At 49.5% G+C, this 16,955-nt stretch carries 15 protein-coding genes; 7 read left to right on the top strand and 8 right to left on the bottom strand.

The window, feature by feature from the left end; all coding sequences use genetic code 11:
• Nucleotides 1-35: 35 nt before the first annotated feature.
• The gene (gene fmt, locus BWK47_RS12190; RefSeq protein ID WP_162328837.1) at nt 36-1,028 is read right to left on the bottom strand and encodes a methionyl-tRNA formyltransferase; all 993 of its coding nucleotides are present in this window, start codon (nt 1,026-1,028) and stop codon (nt 36-38) included.
• Nucleotides 1,029-1,241: 213 nt separating this feature from the next.
• Between fmt and BWK47_RS12185 the strand changes: the two genes are divergently transcribed.
• Complete coding sequence (locus BWK47_RS12185) at nt 1,242-1,721, top strand: nucleoside deaminase (protein ID WP_010873527.1); 480 nt, start codon at nt 1,242-1,244, stop codon at nt 1,719-1,721.
• 37 nt (nt 1,722-1,758) lie between these two features.
• On the opposite strand, the gene BWK47_RS12180 is transcribed toward BWK47_RS12185, so the two are convergent.
• The gene (locus tag BWK47_RS12180; protein ID WP_162328836.1) at nt 1,759-2,418 is read right to left on the bottom strand and encodes a hypothetical protein; all 660 of its coding nucleotides are present in this window, start codon (nt 2,416-2,418) and stop codon (nt 1,759-1,761) included.
• 117 nt (nt 2,419-2,535) lie between these two features.
• On the opposite strand from BWK47_RS12180, the gene accC reads away from it, so the two are divergent.
• Nucleotides 2,536-3,882, top strand: a complete 1,347-nt coding sequence (gene accC / locus BWK47_RS12175) for an acetyl-CoA carboxylase biotin carboxylase subunit (protein ID WP_162328835.1) — start codon at nt 2,536-2,538, stop codon at nt 3,880-3,882.
• A 2-nt stretch (nt 3,883-3,884) separates the two neighbouring features.
• Here accC and BWK47_RS12170 read toward each other — a convergent pair whose 3' ends face one another.
• Nucleotides 3,885-4,946: an Mrp/NBP35 family ATP-binding protein gene (locus tag BWK47_RS12170; RefSeq protein ID WP_162328834.1), complete on the bottom strand. Its 1,062-nt coding sequence runs from the start codon at nt 4,944-4,946 to the stop codon at nt 3,885-3,887.
• Between the two features lie 220 nt (nt 4,947-5,166).
• Between BWK47_RS12170 and BWK47_RS12165 the strand changes: the two genes are divergently transcribed.
• Together BWK47_RS12165 and BWK47_RS12160 are read left to right on the top strand one after the other, a co-directional pair.
• Complete coding sequence (locus tag BWK47_RS12165) at nt 5,167-6,447, top strand: M16 family metallopeptidase (RefSeq protein WP_162328833.1); 1,281 nt, start codon at nt 5,167-5,169, stop codon at nt 6,445-6,447.
• 21 nt (nt 6,448-6,468) lie between these two features.
• Nucleotides 6,469-6,621, top strand: a complete 153-nt coding sequence (locus BWK47_RS12160; protein WP_162328832.1) for a DUF2256 domain-containing protein — start codon at nt 6,469-6,471, stop codon at nt 6,619-6,621.
• On the opposite strand, the gene ribD is transcribed toward BWK47_RS12160, so the two are convergent.
• The 4 genes from ribD to BWK47_RS12140 form a co-directional block, all read right to left on the bottom strand.
• Nucleotides 6,572-7,678, bottom strand: coding sequence for a bifunctional diaminohydroxyphosphoribosylaminopyrimidine deaminase/5-amino-6-(5-phosphoribosylamino)uracil reductase RibD (gene ribD, locus BWK47_RS12155; protein ID WP_162328831.1), 1,107 nt, complete (start codon nt 7,676-7,678; stop codon nt 6,572-6,574). The two genes, BWK47_RS12160 and ribD, sit on opposite strands and share 50 nt — an antisense overlap.
• An 87-nt stretch (nt 7,679-7,765) precedes the next feature.
• On the bottom strand, nt 7,766-8,404 hold the full coding sequence (locus tag BWK47_RS12150; protein ID WP_162328830.1) for a class I SAM-dependent methyltransferase: 639 nt from the start codon (nt 8,402-8,404) through the stop codon (nt 7,766-7,768).
• Between the two features lie 221 nt (nt 8,405-8,625).
• On the bottom strand, nt 8,626-9,780 hold the full coding sequence (locus BWK47_RS12145; protein ID WP_162328829.1) for a THUMP domain-containing class I SAM-dependent RNA methyltransferase: 1,155 nt from the start codon (nt 9,778-9,780) through the stop codon (nt 8,626-8,628).
• Nucleotides 9,781-9,851: 71 nt separating this feature from the next.
• Nucleotides 9,852-11,870 carry a GspE/PulE family protein gene (locus BWK47_RS12140; protein WP_162328828.1) on the bottom strand — a complete coding sequence of 673 codons (2,019 nt, stop codon included), beginning with the start codon at nt 11,868-11,870 and terminating at the stop codon, nt 9,852-9,854.
• A 217-nt stretch (nt 11,871-12,087) separates the two neighbouring features.
• On the opposite strand from BWK47_RS12140, the gene grpE reads away from it, so the two are divergent.
• The 3 genes from grpE (at nt 12,088) to BWK47_RS12125 (ending at nt 16,232) form a co-directional block, all read left to right on the top strand.
• Complete coding sequence (gene grpE, locus BWK47_RS12135; protein ID WP_162328827.1) at nt 12,088-12,837, top strand: nucleotide exchange factor GrpE; 750 nt, start codon at nt 12,088-12,090, stop codon at nt 12,835-12,837.
• Between the two features lie 233 nt (nt 12,838-13,070).
• Entirely contained in the window at nt 13,071-15,149 is a 2,079-nt protein-coding gene (gene dnaK, locus BWK47_RS12130; RefSeq protein ID WP_010873517.1) for a molecular chaperone DnaK, read from the top strand.
• 48 nt (nt 15,150-15,197) lie between these two features.
• Nucleotides 15,198-16,232: an AI-2E family transporter gene (locus BWK47_RS12125; RefSeq protein WP_010873516.1), complete on the top strand. Its 1,035-nt coding sequence runs from the start codon at nt 15,198-15,200 to the stop codon at nt 16,230-16,232.
• A 30-nt stretch (nt 16,233-16,262) separates the two neighbouring features.
• On the opposite strand, the gene BWK47_RS12120 is transcribed toward BWK47_RS12125, so the two are convergent.
• A complete protein-coding gene (locus BWK47_RS12120) occupies nt 16,263-16,928 on the bottom strand; it encodes a hypothetical protein (RefSeq protein ID WP_162328826.1) in 666 nt (221 codons plus the stop codon).
• Nucleotides 16,929-16,955: the final 27 nt, after the last annotated feature.

Below are 16,955 nucleotides of genomic sequence, written 5' to 3'. Positions count from 1 at the left end.
GGAAACTGTGTCAATTACCGCTCAATTACTTTGATTTAGGCGAAGCTAATGGTGCTCCGGTTCCCGTTGATGAAATCCCAACCGCTTTGGGGCTTTTTGCCTGGGGGTTGAACTTGTTCCAATAATAGGTGGCCGTTGCCAGTTTGTAGAACGGGGCCCCAATTTTTGATGGTGCCGATTATGTTGCCTGGTTCCCCCGCTTCTAATGAGTAATTTAGGTAGGCGGTGGCTAAACCTTGATACCTTTCCGGCAAGAGGGGAAAAAATTCAGCTCCAAGGGGAACAGTGCTAATTATTTTCAAAATCTGCTCTCCCCAGGCTGTGTGGCAAGCCGGTGCAAAACCCCGCACTTGGTTGTGGATTTCCAGGGCACTCCGGTGCCAATTAATGACAAAATCCCCTTTTTTCAGCAGTGGGGCATAGGTGGCTTCCGTTTCAGTTTGGGGAATGGGTTGCAGTTGGCCTGCATCTAAATCCTTTAGGGTTTGCACTAACAATTCCGCCCCTGACCTAGCCAATCGATCGCCGATCGCCGTTAGGTTATCCATTAAGCCAATGGGGGTAGTAGTTTTCAGCAGCATGGCTCCGGTGTCCATACCTTCGTCCATCAGCATAGTGGTGACTCCGGTTTCCGTTTCTCCGTTGGCGATCGCCCATTGCAGGGGAGCAGCCCCACGATATTTGGGTAAGAGGGATCCATGGACATTGACACATCCCAGCCGGGGCATGGCCAAAATTTCTGGGGAAAGTAGCTGCCCATAGGCCACCACCACAAAGAAATCCGCTTGGCAATTTTTTAACTTAGCTAACGTTTCTTGGCATCGTTTGACCCGTTCCGGTTGCCACACAGGAATACCGGCTTGTACTGCGACTTCTTTAACTGGGGAAGGGATTAACTTACTCCCCCTACCCCGACGGCGATCGGGCTGGCTCACCACCGCCAACACATCAATGTCCGGGTGCCCCAAAAGAGCTTCCAGGGTAGGGACAGCAAAATCTGGTGTACCAAAGAAAACAGTTTTCATCACAAAATATCTAAAAAGTCTGCCCAGTTCATTACACCTTTAACTACCATGGTCTTAATTACCCTTAACAATGTAAAGAATTGTGAGAAACGGCATCTCTGCATTAATCCTTCTAGTGAATTAAAAGTACAATTCGGGCCGATAGTTAAGCAAATTACAACCAAGTACAGTCGTAGTTCATCGGACTAAATCTACCCTTTTTGAGGATATACCCCAATGGTTACCGAACAAGACCGTGAGTACATGCGCCAGGCGATCGCCATTATGAGGGATGCGGGGGTGGTCAACAAGACCGGCGGTCCCTTTGGCGTCGTGATTGTCAAAGACGGAGAAGTGATTGGGGCGGCAGGGAACAGTGTGATCCAAGATAATGATCCCTCTGCCCATGCGGAAGTCAATGCCATCCGGGAAGCTTGTAAAACCGTGGGTAGCTGGAACCTGGAAGGGGCGGTGATGTACAGCAGTTGTGAATGTTGCCCCATGTGCTACGCCACCAGCTATTGGGCCAGGATTGACAAAATTTACTACGCCGCTGGTTGGAGCGATTTTGAAGATCTCTTTGACGACAGTAACATCAGTAAAGACTTGGAAAAACCTTACCCCGAAAGACTGCTGGCACCGGAGCAAATTTTACAGGAAGAAGCCCAAGTAGTTTGGCAGGAATTTCGTCAGTTACCGGACGGTGCCCGCTATTAAATTGGTACAAATCTTACCAAAAATGTAGCGTTATTTTTTAGGCCAATTGTTGGAAAACTACCCGGAAAAGTTGCAGTAGTAAAAGCAGGGCAAGAATAATGGTTACTAAAGCCAGTGCTTGCTCTTTTTTTGTGCCTTGACCTTCTAGCCAGCGTTGATAAATGCCACTGACCCAAGGTACCGCAAACCAACCCGTGATAGAGACGCTACAAAAATTACCAAATAGCATCCAGGTGGGAAAGTCGATAAAATCCGGTTTACGGAATAACAGGTTAAAGCCCATCACAGTGGGATAAAGCACCAACAACACCAAAAGATTGATTTTCCACACAGGGGAAGGTTTGCTCAACTTGCGTTTTAGCCAACGACTGTAACCTTCCGTATTAACTTTACCTTCAAACTGATAACCAGCATTTTCTTCTAGGTAAATTAGTTGCCTTCTTTCCGGGCTATCTATCCAGCCCATAAAGTTTTCCAGCGTATCAAAACGGATTACAGTCTCCGCTACAAAAATATCCCCTTCAGATCTTAATTCCGTAGATTCACTGCTAATATAACCAGGATATTTTGTTACTAATATTTTTAACTGTTCCTGGCATTCCAGAAAAATTTCGTGGTGGTCCGGGGTGACCCGATGGGCAAAATGATACTCAAAATACTCATCGGCGGCCTGGTCTGGAGTTGGTGGGGAAGTCATGGGCAATGGGAATGGGGACGCGGGGTCAGTATATCGGCGATCGCCTAGTCAACAAAACCCGATATTCTACTAAAAGACTAAACACATCGTTTTCCAACGCTAGAGCTGGGTGGGCCAATGCAATTCGCCAAAATTTTAATTGCCAATCGGGGAGAGATCGCCCTACGCATCATTCACAGTTGCGAAGAATTGGGCATTCCCACCGTGGCAGTCCACTCCACCATCGATCGCCATGCCCTACACGTGCAACTAGCCAACGAGAGTGTGTGCATTGGGCCACCCCCCAGCAATAAAAGCTATCTCAACATTCCCAATATCATTGCCGCCGCCCTCACCCGCAACGCCACTGCCATTCACCCTGGTTACGGATTTTTAGCGGAAAATGCCCGCTTTGCTGAAATTTGTGCCGACCATCAAATTACTTTCATCGGCCCCAGCCCTGAAGCCATCACCGCCATGGGGGATAAATCCACCGCCAAGAAAACCATGCAAAAGTCCGGTGTGCCCTGTGTGCCTGGCAGTCCGGGCTTGATTGAGTCGGAAGCCACAGCCCTAAAAATTGCAGCGGAAATTGGTTACCCGGTAATTATTAAAGCCACAGCTGGGGGCGGCGGTAGGGGGATGCGCCTCGTCCAGGAAGAAAAGGATTTTCTCAAACTGTTCCATGCGGCCCAGGGGGAAGCAGGGGCGGCCTTTGGCAATCCAGGGGTTTACCTGGAAAAATTCATTGAAAAACCCCGCCATATTGAATTTCAAATTTTGGCCGATAGCTACGGTAACGTAGTTCACCTGGGGGAAAGGGATTGTTCCATCCAACGGCGACATCAAAAGTTACTCGAAGAAGCCCCTAGTCCCTTTTTGACTCCTCACTTGCGGAAAAAAATGGGGGAGGCGGCGGTGAAAGCGGCCAAATCCATCAACTACGTCGGGGCCGGCACAGTGGAATTTTTGGTGGATGGTAACGGTAATTTCTACTTTATGGAAATGAACACCCGCATTCAGGTGGAGCATCCGGTTACAGAAATGATTACCGGCTATGACTTGATTTCGGAACAAATCCGCATTGCCATGGGGGAAAAACTCCGCTTCCGCCAGTCCGACGTGGAAATTCGTGGCCATGCCATTGAATGTCGCATTAATGCTGAAGATCCCAAACAAAATTTTCGCCCCCACCCCGGCAAAATCAGTGCTTATCTCCCCCCCGGTGGCCCCGGAGTCCGCATTGATTCCCACGTTTACACCGACTATGAAATCCCTCCCTACTACGATTCCCTGATCGGCAAATTAATTGTTTGGGCTGGCGATCGCCCTTCGGCCATTAAGAGAATGCAACGGGCCCTGCGGGAATGCGCCATCACTGGAGTACCCACCACATTGGAATTTCACCAGCGCATACTACAAACCCCAGCTTTTCTGGCCGGGGACGTGTACACCAATTTCATCGAAGAGCATTTAACACCCTAATGCTAAACCAGGGCTGCCATGGAAACCTTGCCGGCAATTTGTTTGGCGATCGCCGTGAGGGCTTTGGCAGAGGCTGATTCGGGTTGGGAAACCACAATGGGAACGCCTTTGTCTCCCCCCTCCCGTAGGCTAATTTCCAACGGGACACAGCCCAGAAGGGGTACATTCAATTCCTTGGAAGCTTTTTCGCCGCCGCCGGAACCAAAGAGATCATATTGGCGATCGGGCAGATCCGGGGGAATGAAATAGCTCATATTTTCCACAATGCCCAACACGTTTACCCCCATTTGTTGGAACATTTTCAGACCCCGGCGGGCATCCAATAGAGAGACGGTTTGGGGCGTGGTGACAATTACTGCGCCAGCCATGGGCACCGATTGGGTCAAAGTAAGCTGGGCATCGCCGGTGCCGGGGGGCATATCAACGATCAAGTAATCCAAAGCGCCCCAATTAACTTGGTAGAGGAACTGACGGATAATGCCGTTAAGCATGGGGCCCCGCCAAATTACCGGTTGGTCGGGATCAATTAAAAAGCCCATGGAAACCATTTTGATGCCATGGTTAAATACGGGCTCCAGCACTTCCCCCTGGGGACTATTTTGCACCTGCACCGCCGCATTGCTTAGCCCCAACATGGTGGGGGCATTGGGGCCGTAAATGTCCGCATCCAATAGTCCCACCGTCGCGCCAGTTTGGGCCAGGGCCACGGCCACATTCACAGCCACAGTGCTTTTACCCACACCCCCCTTACCACTGGAGATGGCAATGATATTTTTCACTTGTCCCACCGATTGGCGATCGGGCAAGGATTTTTGCTGGGGGGTTTCCGCTGTAACCGTTACCTCCACCTTTTCCACCCCCGGCAAAGTTTTCACCGCCTTTTCACAATCCTCCACAATGAATTCCCGCAAAGGACAGGCCGGTGTGGTCAACACCAGGGTGAAACTAACAGTGCCCCCGGTGATCGCCACATCCCGGATCATGTTCAGTTCCACTAAGCTTTTTTGTAGTTCGGGGTCTTGAACGGGACGGAGTACAGTTAAAACGGCATCGGTGGTTAGCATAGTGGCAAATGATGACAAAAATTGGGAGAATTCTCTTGGGGATTACAGTCCACCCCTTGATCTTAAAGGTTTTTGGGCAGGTTCCAGCGGTTTACCCCCCAGGAATAGTTAAGCTTTACCATTGGGCAGGGTCTCAGCAAAGAGAAGAAAATTCCCCCCAAACCTAAGCATTGTGTCAGAGTGGAAAGAGACATAGAGCAAACCCTATCCGTTTCCCTCCATGACCCCCAGCCTATTGCCTCCCCGCCTCAATCTGCCCCATGTTGAAGTGTTGCCCAATGGTTTGACCATTATTGCGGAGCAGATGCCGGTGGAAGCCATATCTTTTCAGCTCTGGTTGAGGGTGGGTTCCCGCTGGGAGGGAGATGAGATTAACGGTACTGCTCACTTTTTAGAACATATGGTGTTTAAAGGTACTCCCCGCCTGGCCATGGGGGAATTTGAGCGGGCCATTGAATCCCGGGGGGCGGGCACCAATGCGGCCACCAGCCAGGATTACACTCAGTTTTACTTCACCTCTGCGCCCCAGGATTTTGAGCATTTGGCCCCTTTACAGCTGGATGTGGTGCTCAATCCCACCATTGCCGATGGATCCTTTGAACGGGAACGGTTAGTGGTGCTAGAGGAAATTCGGCGATCGCAGGATGATCCCCAGCGACGCATTTTTCAGCAGGTGGTGCAGTTGGCTTTTCCCGGTACTCCCTATGCTCGCCCTGTTTTGGGACGGCGGGAAATTATCGAAAATCTCCAAGCTCAACAAATGCGGGATTTCCACGCCCATTGGTACCAGCCCCCAGCCATGACAGTGACGGTGGTGGGCAATCAGTCCGTTGGTAATTTGGTGGAAACTGTAGCCCGCAGTTTTGCCGATTGTTACCGGGTCAAATCCCCTTCCCAAACCCTAATGCCTCCGCTGGTTAATATGCCGCCGCTTTTCACTAAGGTAGAAACGACCACGGTGGTGGATGACAGTTTGCAACAGGCCCGTCTAATTTTGCTCTGGCGATCGCCAGGGTTAGACCAGTTTGAGCAAACTTTGCCCCTGGGGGTCTTAGCAGTGATTTTGGGTCGGGGAAGAGTGTCCCGGCTCTTTCGGGAATTGCGGGAAGAAAAGGGTTTAGTGACGGCGATCGGTGCCAGTAATTCCACCCAGGCTACCCAGGGTATGTTCTACATTTCGGCCCAGTTACCAGCGGAGAATATTCCCATGGTAGAGCAATGCATCCTAGACCATATTGAGCGACTACAAAATGAACCCATTCCAGAAAAGGATTTAGAACGCATCCGCACCCAAGTGGCCAATCGTTTTATTTTCGGTAATGAACGCCCCGGCGATCGGGCTAATTTATATGGTTATTACTACGCCCAGATCGGCAATTTAGAACCAGCATTGACCTACCCCGCTCAAATTCAAGCCTTAACGGCCGCAGATCTACAAAAATCAGCCCAAAAATATCTTTCCCCCACCGCCTACGGCAAGGTTATTGCTTTGCCAGAATAAGATTGATCAACGTTAACAACCATGGCTCACCGAGGTAATAAAGCCCATTTACCCAGCAAAATTTGTCCTGTTTGCCAGCGTCCCTTCACCTGGCGGAAAAAATGGGCCAATTGTTGGGACGAAGTTAAATATTGCTCTGACCGTTGTCGTCGTTCCCGCACAGGTAGCCCGTAAATAACCAATCGGGCCCGATCGCCTGGCAATGGAGATCAGTTAAATTCAACGCTTGGGTCATTTGCTGGAAACCCAGTTCCCCCACCGGGGTCGGGGCTGCAACCCCACCAATAATTTTCGGGGCCAGAAAAGCATGGATTTTTTGCACTGTCCCCATGGCGATCGCCTCAGCAGCGAGAATACCGCCACATTCCCATAACACCTGCAAACAGTTCCGTTGATATAACTCTTCCATCACCGCCAAGGGAGTTAATTGCTCCAACACTAGGGTTTCTACCCCTAATTTTTCTAGATGACTAAGCGTATTTCGATCACAGGTTTTTTCCGTAACCACCAAAGTTTTAGCCACACCTTGATCCCACAATTGAGCCTCTAAGGGTAAATCTAAACTGCGACTCAACACCACCCGCAAAGGATTTACCTCGCTTACCCCATGGGTAGTTAACAACGGATTATCCCGCCGCACCGTATTTCCCCCAATAATTACTGCCTGACATTGACTGCGTAATTGATGCACCCAATAAAGAGCCGAGCTACTAGTCACCCAACTGCTATGGCCCTGGGCAGTGGCAATTTTGCCGTCCAACGTCATGGCGTATTTAAAAATACCAAAGGGTCGTTGATGCTCGATGCGAAAGCAAAACGCTTCATTTAAGCGCTGGCAAGCTTCCTCTTCTACCCCCACCTTCACCTCAATGCCGGCCTGTCTCAATCGACTAATACCTTTACCCGCCACCAAAGGATTGGGATCGACCATGCCCACCACCACTTTAGATATGCCAGCTTTGATAATTGCCTCCGTACAAGGGGGAGTACGACCTTGATGATTACAGGGTTCTAAATTGACGTAGAGGGCAGCTTCCCTGGCCTGATCGCCAGCTTCCCAGAGAGCAAAAATTTCCGCATGGGGCTGTCCCGCCTGGGGATGGAAACCCTGACCAACAATCTCATCTCCCTGGACAATGACCGACCCCACCAAGGGATTGGGGGCTGTTTTGCCGATCGCCGTTTTTGCTAGGGTTAGGCAACGACGCATATGGGTTTGGTCTGAGATCATGGCAGGGTAGGGAAATAGAATCTAGTCAAATCTACTGGATTTTTAGCAACGGACTACCCAGCAATTCCCGACTGTGAGTAATGAATATTAACCAGAATTTTGCCCTGACCCCTTCTGGAAAATTACCGATAAATTGTTAGCAGGCATGGGAATTATTGCTTGATTGTGTAAATTTCTCTTTTCCGCTTCCCCAATCACATCTTCCAACTGCCTCAAACCCCAAGCTGGGTTACGACTTTGCAACGATTGATCAAACGCTTCATTGCTAGGAGCCGTTGATACTCCCTTTTGGCGGTAAGGGCCGTAGAGATAGAGGATGCCCCCCTCCGGCAAAATGCGTTCTGCCCCAGTTAGTAACCCTAAGCAGGATTCCCAGGGGGAAATATGAATCAAGTTGATGGCCACAATACTAGTAACTGGTTCCTGTAATATTTTTCGCTCCACTGGCCAAACCTGGGCATTAACGTCCAAATCCAAAGGTGACTGAAAATTGGCCAATGCTTCATGGTCTCGCCAGGCCATGATACTTTCCCGGCAAAGGGGGTCTGGGTCAGACGTAATCCACCAGCGGGGGGAAAATAGGGGCGCAAAAAAGCAAGCATGTTCCCCAGTGCCACTGGCAATTTCTAAAATACTACCTTGGGAAGGGAGATACTCCTGCAAAACAGCGGCGATCGCCTCTCGGTTGCGTTGGGTAGCGGGGGCATACTGACGGCGATCGGTCATGGTGAAAACAGCAAAAACTTTATGGTAAGCAGTGGTTGGAGAGAAAGAAGAGAAATCAACTACTAACCCATTATGGTGGCATTTTTCGGGGTCTCCTGACCCCCCCAAGGACGAAATAGGGTCAGAGTAGGGGAGCAAACTGGAGACAACACCAACAATTGCAAATTGGTTAATTGTTACCGTTAAGAATTTTCAATAATCAATAATTCAATGTGACAGCTTCAGTAAAGTTCATACTTCAACAGAGTGCAGGGTAGACCGCCATTGTTAACGGGAAAACGGGCAGAGGTTCTTAAGCCAATGCGTTTGGTCAAAGCCTTGTTTCCACTGAAAATGAAGGCTGTCCAACCCCTAAATCTTTGCTTGAGCACATCCCCTATTTGTTGATAAAAATCACCCAATGCTTCCTCTTGGCCAATGCGCTTACCGTAGGGAGGATTACAAATTAGCACTCCTTCGGCGGCCGGTGGTTCAATGTCGGCAAAATTCAATTGTTGCCAATGGATTTTTCCTCCCAACTGACATTGTTGGGCATTGCTCTTAGCCGCCTGAATTACCTCCTGATCGCCGTCACTGCCCCATAGGGGAGCTTGGAGGGTATCCCTTTCCCCGGCCTTGGCTGTTTGCAGGAGGGAATGCCAGAGGTCTTGGTCGAAATCGGGCCATTGCTGAAAACAAAAACCAGGCTGAAATTTGCCGGGAGCAATGTTTAAACTTTGTAGCCCAGCTTCCAACAAAAATGTGCCAGAGCCACAGAGGGGATCATAAAGGGGGAGTTCCGGAGTCCATCCGGCCATAGTTAACAAAGCAGAAGCTAAGGTCTCCTTCAGGGGGGCATTCCCCAGGGCAGGCCGATAACCCCGACGGTGCAGACTAAAACCCGTACTATCCAAACTTAGTTGACAATGGTTTTGGTGAATGTGGGCATTGATAACTATATCTGGCTGCTCGAGGTCAACACTAGAACGACGTTGATAGCGATCACGCTGTTGATCAACAATGGCATTTTTCACCTGAAGAGCGGTGAAATGGCTATGGTTAAGCTGGGGATTTTTGCCAGTGCAGTTAATTTGTAGAGTTTGCTCGGGGCTGAAATATTCGTCCCAATCTATTTTTTTGATGCTGCGGTATAGGTCCTGGGCATTAAAGGCTTTGACCGTGGCCATGGGCATCAGCACCCGGTAAATTAACCGAGACCAGAGGTTAATGCGGTACAGTAGGGCCCGATCGCCAATGAAGGCAACCCCAGCAAATTCCGGCTTTACCTGTTCTGCCCCCAATTCAGTTAACTCCTGGGCGGCGATCGCCTCCAGTCCCCGGGCCACAGTGGCAAAATAGGGCCGAGTTGTTGCGGAAAAGGCGCTAGTGTCTGGCATTGGTCAATGGGAAAGAATGGAAGACAGTGCACCTATCAATGGTCCATGGACAGAGCTAATTCCATCGCTATTTAGCTAAACCGGGAAGTCATGCAATAGGGACAATCAAGCCATTCCTGTTGCAGTTCCGCCGCACACGTACGACAGGTTAAAGCACTCTTGCGCTTAGCCCGCATTTCTGACTCCAGTCCGGTATCGGTGAAAGTGACCCGTTCCACCTCCTCTAGGGTGGTGTAGCCTTCCTGCACTAAATTAAGACTATAGGCCAATAGGGTGATCATGCCCTCTTCCACCGCACAATCCTTAATGCGGTCAGTGGTGGCCCCCTGGTTAATCAACTCAGCAATACGCTCAGAATTACGCATCACCTCATAGACCCCCACCCGACCCTTATAGCCACTGCCACTACATTTTTGACATAAATTACCTTTTTGACGGGCAAGATGGATTTCGTCGGGACTGAGGGAATTGGCTTTATAAAAAGTAACCACTTCATCCCCGGAAGCGGACAGCCCAAAGCGGGACAATTCTTCCTTGCTAGGGTGGTAAGCAATGCGACATTCCGTACAAACTTTCCGCATCAGTCGTTGGGCCAACACCCCTAACAATGAGCCAGAAACCATAAACGGCTCCACTCCCATTTCATCCAATCTGGCGATCGCCCCGGCCGCATCATTGGTATGGAGAGTAGTGAGAACTAAGTGTCCAGTCAGAGCCGCCTCAATGGCCGTTTTGGCCGTCTCCTTATCCCTGGTTTCCCCCACCAGAATCACATCGGGATCCTGACGCATAAATGCCCGCAGAATATTGGAAAAATCCATGCCCTTTTCCCGAATCACCTGCACTTGGGTAATGCCCGGTAGAGCATACTCAATCGGATCCTCCGCTGTGTTGATATTCACCTCGGGGCTATTGCGTTCCGCCAACACCGAGTAGAGGGTGGTGGATTTTCCCGATCCGGTGGGCCCCGTCACCAACATTAAGCCATAGGGCCGGGCGGCCAATTCCCGCACCGTTTGTAGGGTTTCGGGGTTAGTGATTAGAAAATCTAAGCCCAACTGAGTGGCGGAGTTGTCCAAAATCCGCAAACAAACCTTTTCCCCATAGCGGCTGGGTAGGGTATTAACCCGAAAATCTACCTTCCTGCCCTGGTAAATACGGCGAATTTTGCCATCCTGGGGCGATCGCCTCTCCGCAATGTCCATGTCCGCCATAATTTTAAAACGGGCTACTACGGCGGGGGTAATTTTGCGGGGCAGGGGATCAAAAGCCTGATTCAAGACCCCATCCTTGCGGAAACGAATTCTCAGGGTTTCCTCCTGCGGCTCCACGTGAATATCGGAAGTTCCTTCCTGGAGAGCCTTAGCCAAAATTTTGTTGACCAGGTTAATCACCGGTGCTTGGTTAGCATCGTTGGAGTCTAGGGCATTATCAACATCATCTTTGTCCTCCCCCAGATTCATATCGATGGAGCCGACAATATCCGTCAAATCATTAAGTTTATCAAGGGCCCTTTCCTGGTCCCTTTTTTCCTGGGCCGCCTCCCACTCTTCCCGGATGGCATAGTACTGTTCCAACAGTTGGTTAAAATCATCTTGGGTGACCACCAAGCGGCGCAATTCAAAACCTTTAACCCGCAAAATTCGGTTTAGCTCGTCCTGGGCAGCCAAGTTATCGGGGTCCACCATGGCCACTAGCACACTGGGGGGGTCGCCTTCCTGCTGGGCTAAGGGCAAAAACTTGAATCGCCGACAAGTATCCAAAGGAAAAAATCGCCCAATCAACTCGGCCATTTGCTGGGTGGCGATCGGGGCAACTTCCGGATCGACGCTGTCCACCCCGTAAAGTACTTTGAGCTCAAATAACTGATTTTTTTTGTACTGCCGCAGTAGTTCCGGGGACAATTCTCTGCCAGTGACTGCCTTGAGCTCCTCGGGCAAAGACCGCCCAGTTTTCTTCACCTGGACTAGGGCCTGTCGCAATTGTTCAGCATCTACATGGCCCCCCGCCACCAATTTATTGCCGAAGGGGGAAAAATAATTTCGTAGGGCAACGGCACGGCTTTTCTTGGAAGAGGAGGAAGATGTCATAGCAAGACCTACCCAGATTCGTATGATGTAAACTGTTCCCTAGCCAATGGTGACCATCGGTGATTATTCACAATGATAATCCTCCGGTCTAGTTAACTGGCCGCACTAACTTACCTGAATTGAAATAACATCGTCATAACTCCCGATCGGATTCGGAGTTTTTTTCAGGTCGGGTTACGCTTAGATAAAGTGTACAACTAGGTTTCACCTTATAAAGATGAACGAAGATCAAGTTTCCCTCGAAAATCAAACCAATCCTGTCTCCCCAGAGGCCAGTGATGTTCCTGCCGTAACTCCGGAGGAAAGTCCCCAGCCCACTGATGCTGTTTTAGGAGAGCCGTCCGGGGAACAGTCGGAAGATCCGGGGATTGGCGCTGGCACAGAAACGGAAGGGGGGCCGCTGGAACAAGAAAAAAGCAGTGAAGAGATAATTGCCATTCTGCAAAAAGACCTGGCCAGCCATCGCCAGGAATTGGCTGAACAGTCGGAGCAACTAGATTCCATCAAAAAACGTTACGTGGCCCTGGCTGCTGAATTTGATAATTTTCGCAAGCGTACCCAGCGTGAAAAAGAGGAGCAAGCAAAACTCATCAAAGGAAGGACTATAACAGAACTTTTGCCGGTGGTGGACAATTTTGAGCGGGCCCGCACCCAGATCAAGCCCAACTCCGACGGGGAAAATCAAATCCACAAAAGTTATCAGGGGGTGTACAAAAACCTGGTGGACAGCCTTAAAGGTTTGGGGGTAGCTCCCATGCGCCCTGAGGGAAAACCTTTTGATCCTAAATACCATGAGGCGATGCTCCGGGAACCCACCGCTGAATATCCCGAGGATACGGTGATTGAGGAGTTGGTGCGGGGTTATCTTTTAGATGACATTGTGCTGCGTCATTCCATGGTCAAGGTGGCGGTGGCTCCGGAAGAAGGAGCTGAAGTGGTGAATGGAGAGGCGGGAGCTAACCCCTAGTACTCAGTCATTTTGGGGGACATTCCACTGTCCCTCGTTCTATTTTCGGCGTTTTCAGTCTTGCAAAAACTCCGATCGCTCCAGGGTCGAAGAATGGGAAAAAAGGAATGGGAATATAAAATGGGCTCTAAGGATGGCCAAGTGGGGCGTAATGGTCTAAATTTGCATCAAAAGACTTAAATTTTCCTAGAAAATACTTAGAAGTCACCAATTGTTTTTCGGGGTCAGCAGTTATGGGCAAAGTCATTGGCATTGATTTGGGAACCACCAACAGTTGTGCTTCTGTGTTGGAGGGGGGCAAACCTATTGTGATTACCAACACGGAGGGAGGCCGTACCACCCCCAGCATTGTGGGTTTCACCAAAGGTTCCCAGCGGTTAGTGGGGCAATTGGCCAAGCGTCAATCGGTGACCAATGCGGAAAATACGGTGTACAGCATCAAACGCTTTATTGGGCGACGCTGGGATGACACGGTGGAGGAACGTTCCCGGGTGCCCTATAACTGCGTTAAGGGGCGGGACGATACCGTCAGTGTGTCTATTCGCGGACAATCCTATACTCCCCAAGAAATTTCCGCCATGATTTTGCAAAAACTGAAGGCGGACTCTGAGGCTTTTTTGGGGGAGCCGGTTACCCAGGCAGTGATTACCGTGCCTGCCTATTTCACCGATGCCCAGCGCCAAGCGACGAAGGATGCAGGGACGATCGCCGGTTTGGAAGTATTGCGGATTATCAATGAGCCAACGGCGGCGGCTTTGGCCTATGGGCTAGATAAACAGGAAACGGAAGAGTTAATTTTGGTGTTTGACTTGGGGGGGGGCACATTTGATGTTTCCCTGCTACAGCTTGGTAACGGAGTATTTGAAGTGCTATCCACCTCTGGTAATAACCATCTGGGGGGGGATGATTTTGATAATTGCGTTGTCCAGTGGATGGCAGAATCCTTTAAGCAAAAGGAAAATATTGACTTAAGCACCGATAAAATGGCGATTCAACGACTACGGGAGGCGGCGGAGAAGGCCAAAATTGAACTCTCCAGCATGCTGAATACGACCATTAACTTGCCTTTTATCACCGCAGATGAGTCGGGACCCAAACACTTGGAAATGGAACTTGCCCGGAGCCAGTTTGAGGAGTTAACTAAGCAATTACTAGAAGATACTAGGGTTCCCCTCACCCAGGCATTGGACGATGGTGAGATCAGGGCCAGTGATGTCCACCGAGTTATTCTGGTGGGAGGCTCTACCCGTATTCCGGCCATTCAACGGGTTATTCAAGAATTTTTTCCCGACAGTCAGTTAGAGCGTTCCGTTAACCCAGATGAGGCAGTAGCTTTAGGAGCCGCTATTCAAGCTGGGGTCATTGGTGGCGAGGTGGAGGATGTGTTGCTGTTGGATGTAACGCCTTTATCCCTGGGTTTGGAGACCCTAGGGGAGGTAACAACAAAAATCATTGAACGCAATACCACCATTCCCACTAGTCGCTCGGAAGTGTTTTCCACAGCGGTCGACGGACAAACATCGGTGGAAATCCATGTTATCCAGGGGGAAAGGGCCATGGCCAGGGATAACAAAAGCCTGGGTAAGTTCTTACTGGCGGGGATTCCTCCCGCTCCCCGGGGGATGCCCCAAATTGAGGTCAGCTTTGAAATTGATGTTAATGGTATTCTCAAGGTTTCTGCCCAGGACCAAGGCACAGGCAAGGAACAGAGTATTGTGATTAGCCATACCGGTGGCTTGAGCGGCGGGGAAATTGAAAAGATGCGCCAGGAGGCGCAACAGTATGCCGCCCAGGATCAATTGCGTCTGCGGATGATGGAACTACAAAACCAAGCGGATAGCCTTTTCCACACCTACGAGACTACACTCCAGGAAAGCGGTGAACTAGTGCGGGAAGAACTCAAGTCTTCTGGCAAGCAGAAGAAGGACCAATTGGCGATCGCCTTACGGACTCCCAATACGCCGGTGGAGAAATTGCAGACCTTGGTGGAGGAATTCCGACAGATTATTTTACTGATTGGTACGGAAGTCTATCAACAGGGCAAAGGGGCTGCTAGTAATGAATTTGCCAATTTTGTTCAGGGCACTAGCAGTGGGACAAGTCAAATGATTGAATCCCTGGAAACCAATTTGAATCCTATCCAAGCGTCCTCGGGCATCACCATGACACCAGGCACCATGATCAATGGCACCGTCAATCCCGGTGGGATGGATTATGTGGAAACTGCTCCAGTGTACGGTCTAGATGACGGGGAGGAATTTGACTTTGACGCTGATGAAACTGTTTACAGTGACTATGAAGCGATCGATTAGTCCAGGATAATTGCCGTCGCTGGGATTGTTTAACTATTTTATTTTTTGATGAATTGGCCCAATATGCCCCCTGGCGATCGCCGTTGGTTGTGGATTGGTCTGACGTTGCCCCTGTGTCTGCTCAACGGTTGGGTACTACTGCAGATATTGGATTATTTCCAGTCCCCCCTGAGAATTTTTATTATTGCGAACCTGGTCGCTTTTATTCTCGGTTATCCGGTGCGTTGGCTCCAGCGCTATCCCCGTCTAAAGTTGCCCTACGCAGTGGCATTGGTATTACTCACCACGGCGATTATTTTGGCGGTGATTGGTCTGTTGGTAATTCCCAAATTAGTAGATCAAATTCGTACTGTTTTACAACTTTTGCCCCATCTCAATGCCCTTGGCGATCGCCACTTAGAAAGCCTAGATAATTTAAGCAATCAGTGGGAAATTCCCACCAATTTCCGTGCTTGGGGCCGGGAATTATCCAATGAGTTTCCTAACCAAATTCGCTCCATTACCAACCAATTAATAAATTTATTGATTTGGACTGCAGGTAGCTTAGTGGAAGCCGGCTTTATTTTTATTATGACCGTCTATTTGTTGCTACGGGGCCAAACATTTTGGGATGGCATATTCCGTTGGTTACCCATTGATTGGCGTCATAAAGTGCGACAAAGATTACGCCATAGTTTTCAGAATTACTACATTGGCCAAGCCACTGTGGCGGCGTTGCTAGGGGTTAGTTTAATCATTTCTCTAAGCATTTTTCAAGTGCCCCTGGCCCTACTATTTGGTATGTTTGTTGGCTTTATGGCTTTCTTTCCCTTTGGGGGAGGCACCAGCATTGTTTTAATCAGTATTATTGCCAGTTTTCAGAGCATTTGGTTGGGCATTAAAGTCTTGGCGATCGCCACTGTAGTGGATCAGGTGGTGGAAAATGGCCTAGCCCCAAAATTACTGGGTCGTGTCACCGGGGTACACCCCGTTTGGATTTTACTTTCCTTGATGATTGGTGCCAAGGTGGCCGGATTGTTAGGTATTTTAGTGGCTATCCCCATTGCTAGTTTCATACGGGATATGCTCAATGATTTTATCTAGTGCCGTAGAGAAGAATAGGGGGAATTAAGGTCAAGGATTAACTTCTAACTGCATCATGCCATCTTGTACTTGTACGCCCTGTAAATTTAACTCATCTAGATTTACTTGCAGTAATTGGTTTAACTTCTCCGGGGGAATATTTAACCGTTGGGCCATATCTCCGATGCGAAAGCTCAACTCACCAATTTTAATGCGGGAATTTTCCGTCATAATCAATTGCCCTGCTGCCAGTTGGGGCGTACCTTCTAAGGCAACATAAAAAGGCTGATTTTGACTCGGTAACAGTGGTAAAACCCGATCAACAATGCGTTTTTGGCCCGGGGACAGTTGGGCATTGTCGAACATTTGGGGGTCCAATACTGTGCCCACTTCCAAGGTTTCCCCCCTAATTTGAGTTTGCAGTCTGGGTATAGATTCCATCTTCAACTGACGATTCACTTCCCCTTGCAAAACCTGCCCTAATTCTTTTTCTGTCAAACTAACCCTCACTGGTTCCTGGCGATCGCCATCATTCTTTTGAGCAATTTCTTGACGAATCTTCTCCTGAAGAAAATCGGCTGGGGGAGCAATGGAGGGCGTGGATGTTTCTGCCTCAAACCAAGCCGGAATTTGGGTGGCCCGCCGCCAAAAATAGTAACCCAGTCCCGCTCCGGCGATCGCTAACAGCATGACGAGAATGAAAAATTTTTTTAGCATTGTCAACGGTTAAAAATTAGTTTGCCT

It is taken from the genome of Synechocystis sp. CACIAM 05 (assembly GCF_010222815.1).
In the GTDB taxonomy this organism is placed as follows: domain Bacteria; phylum Cyanobacteriota; class Cyanobacteriia; order Cyanobacteriales; family Microcystaceae; genus Synechocystis.
This window is presented reverse-complemented; position numbering and strand designations above follow the sequence as displayed.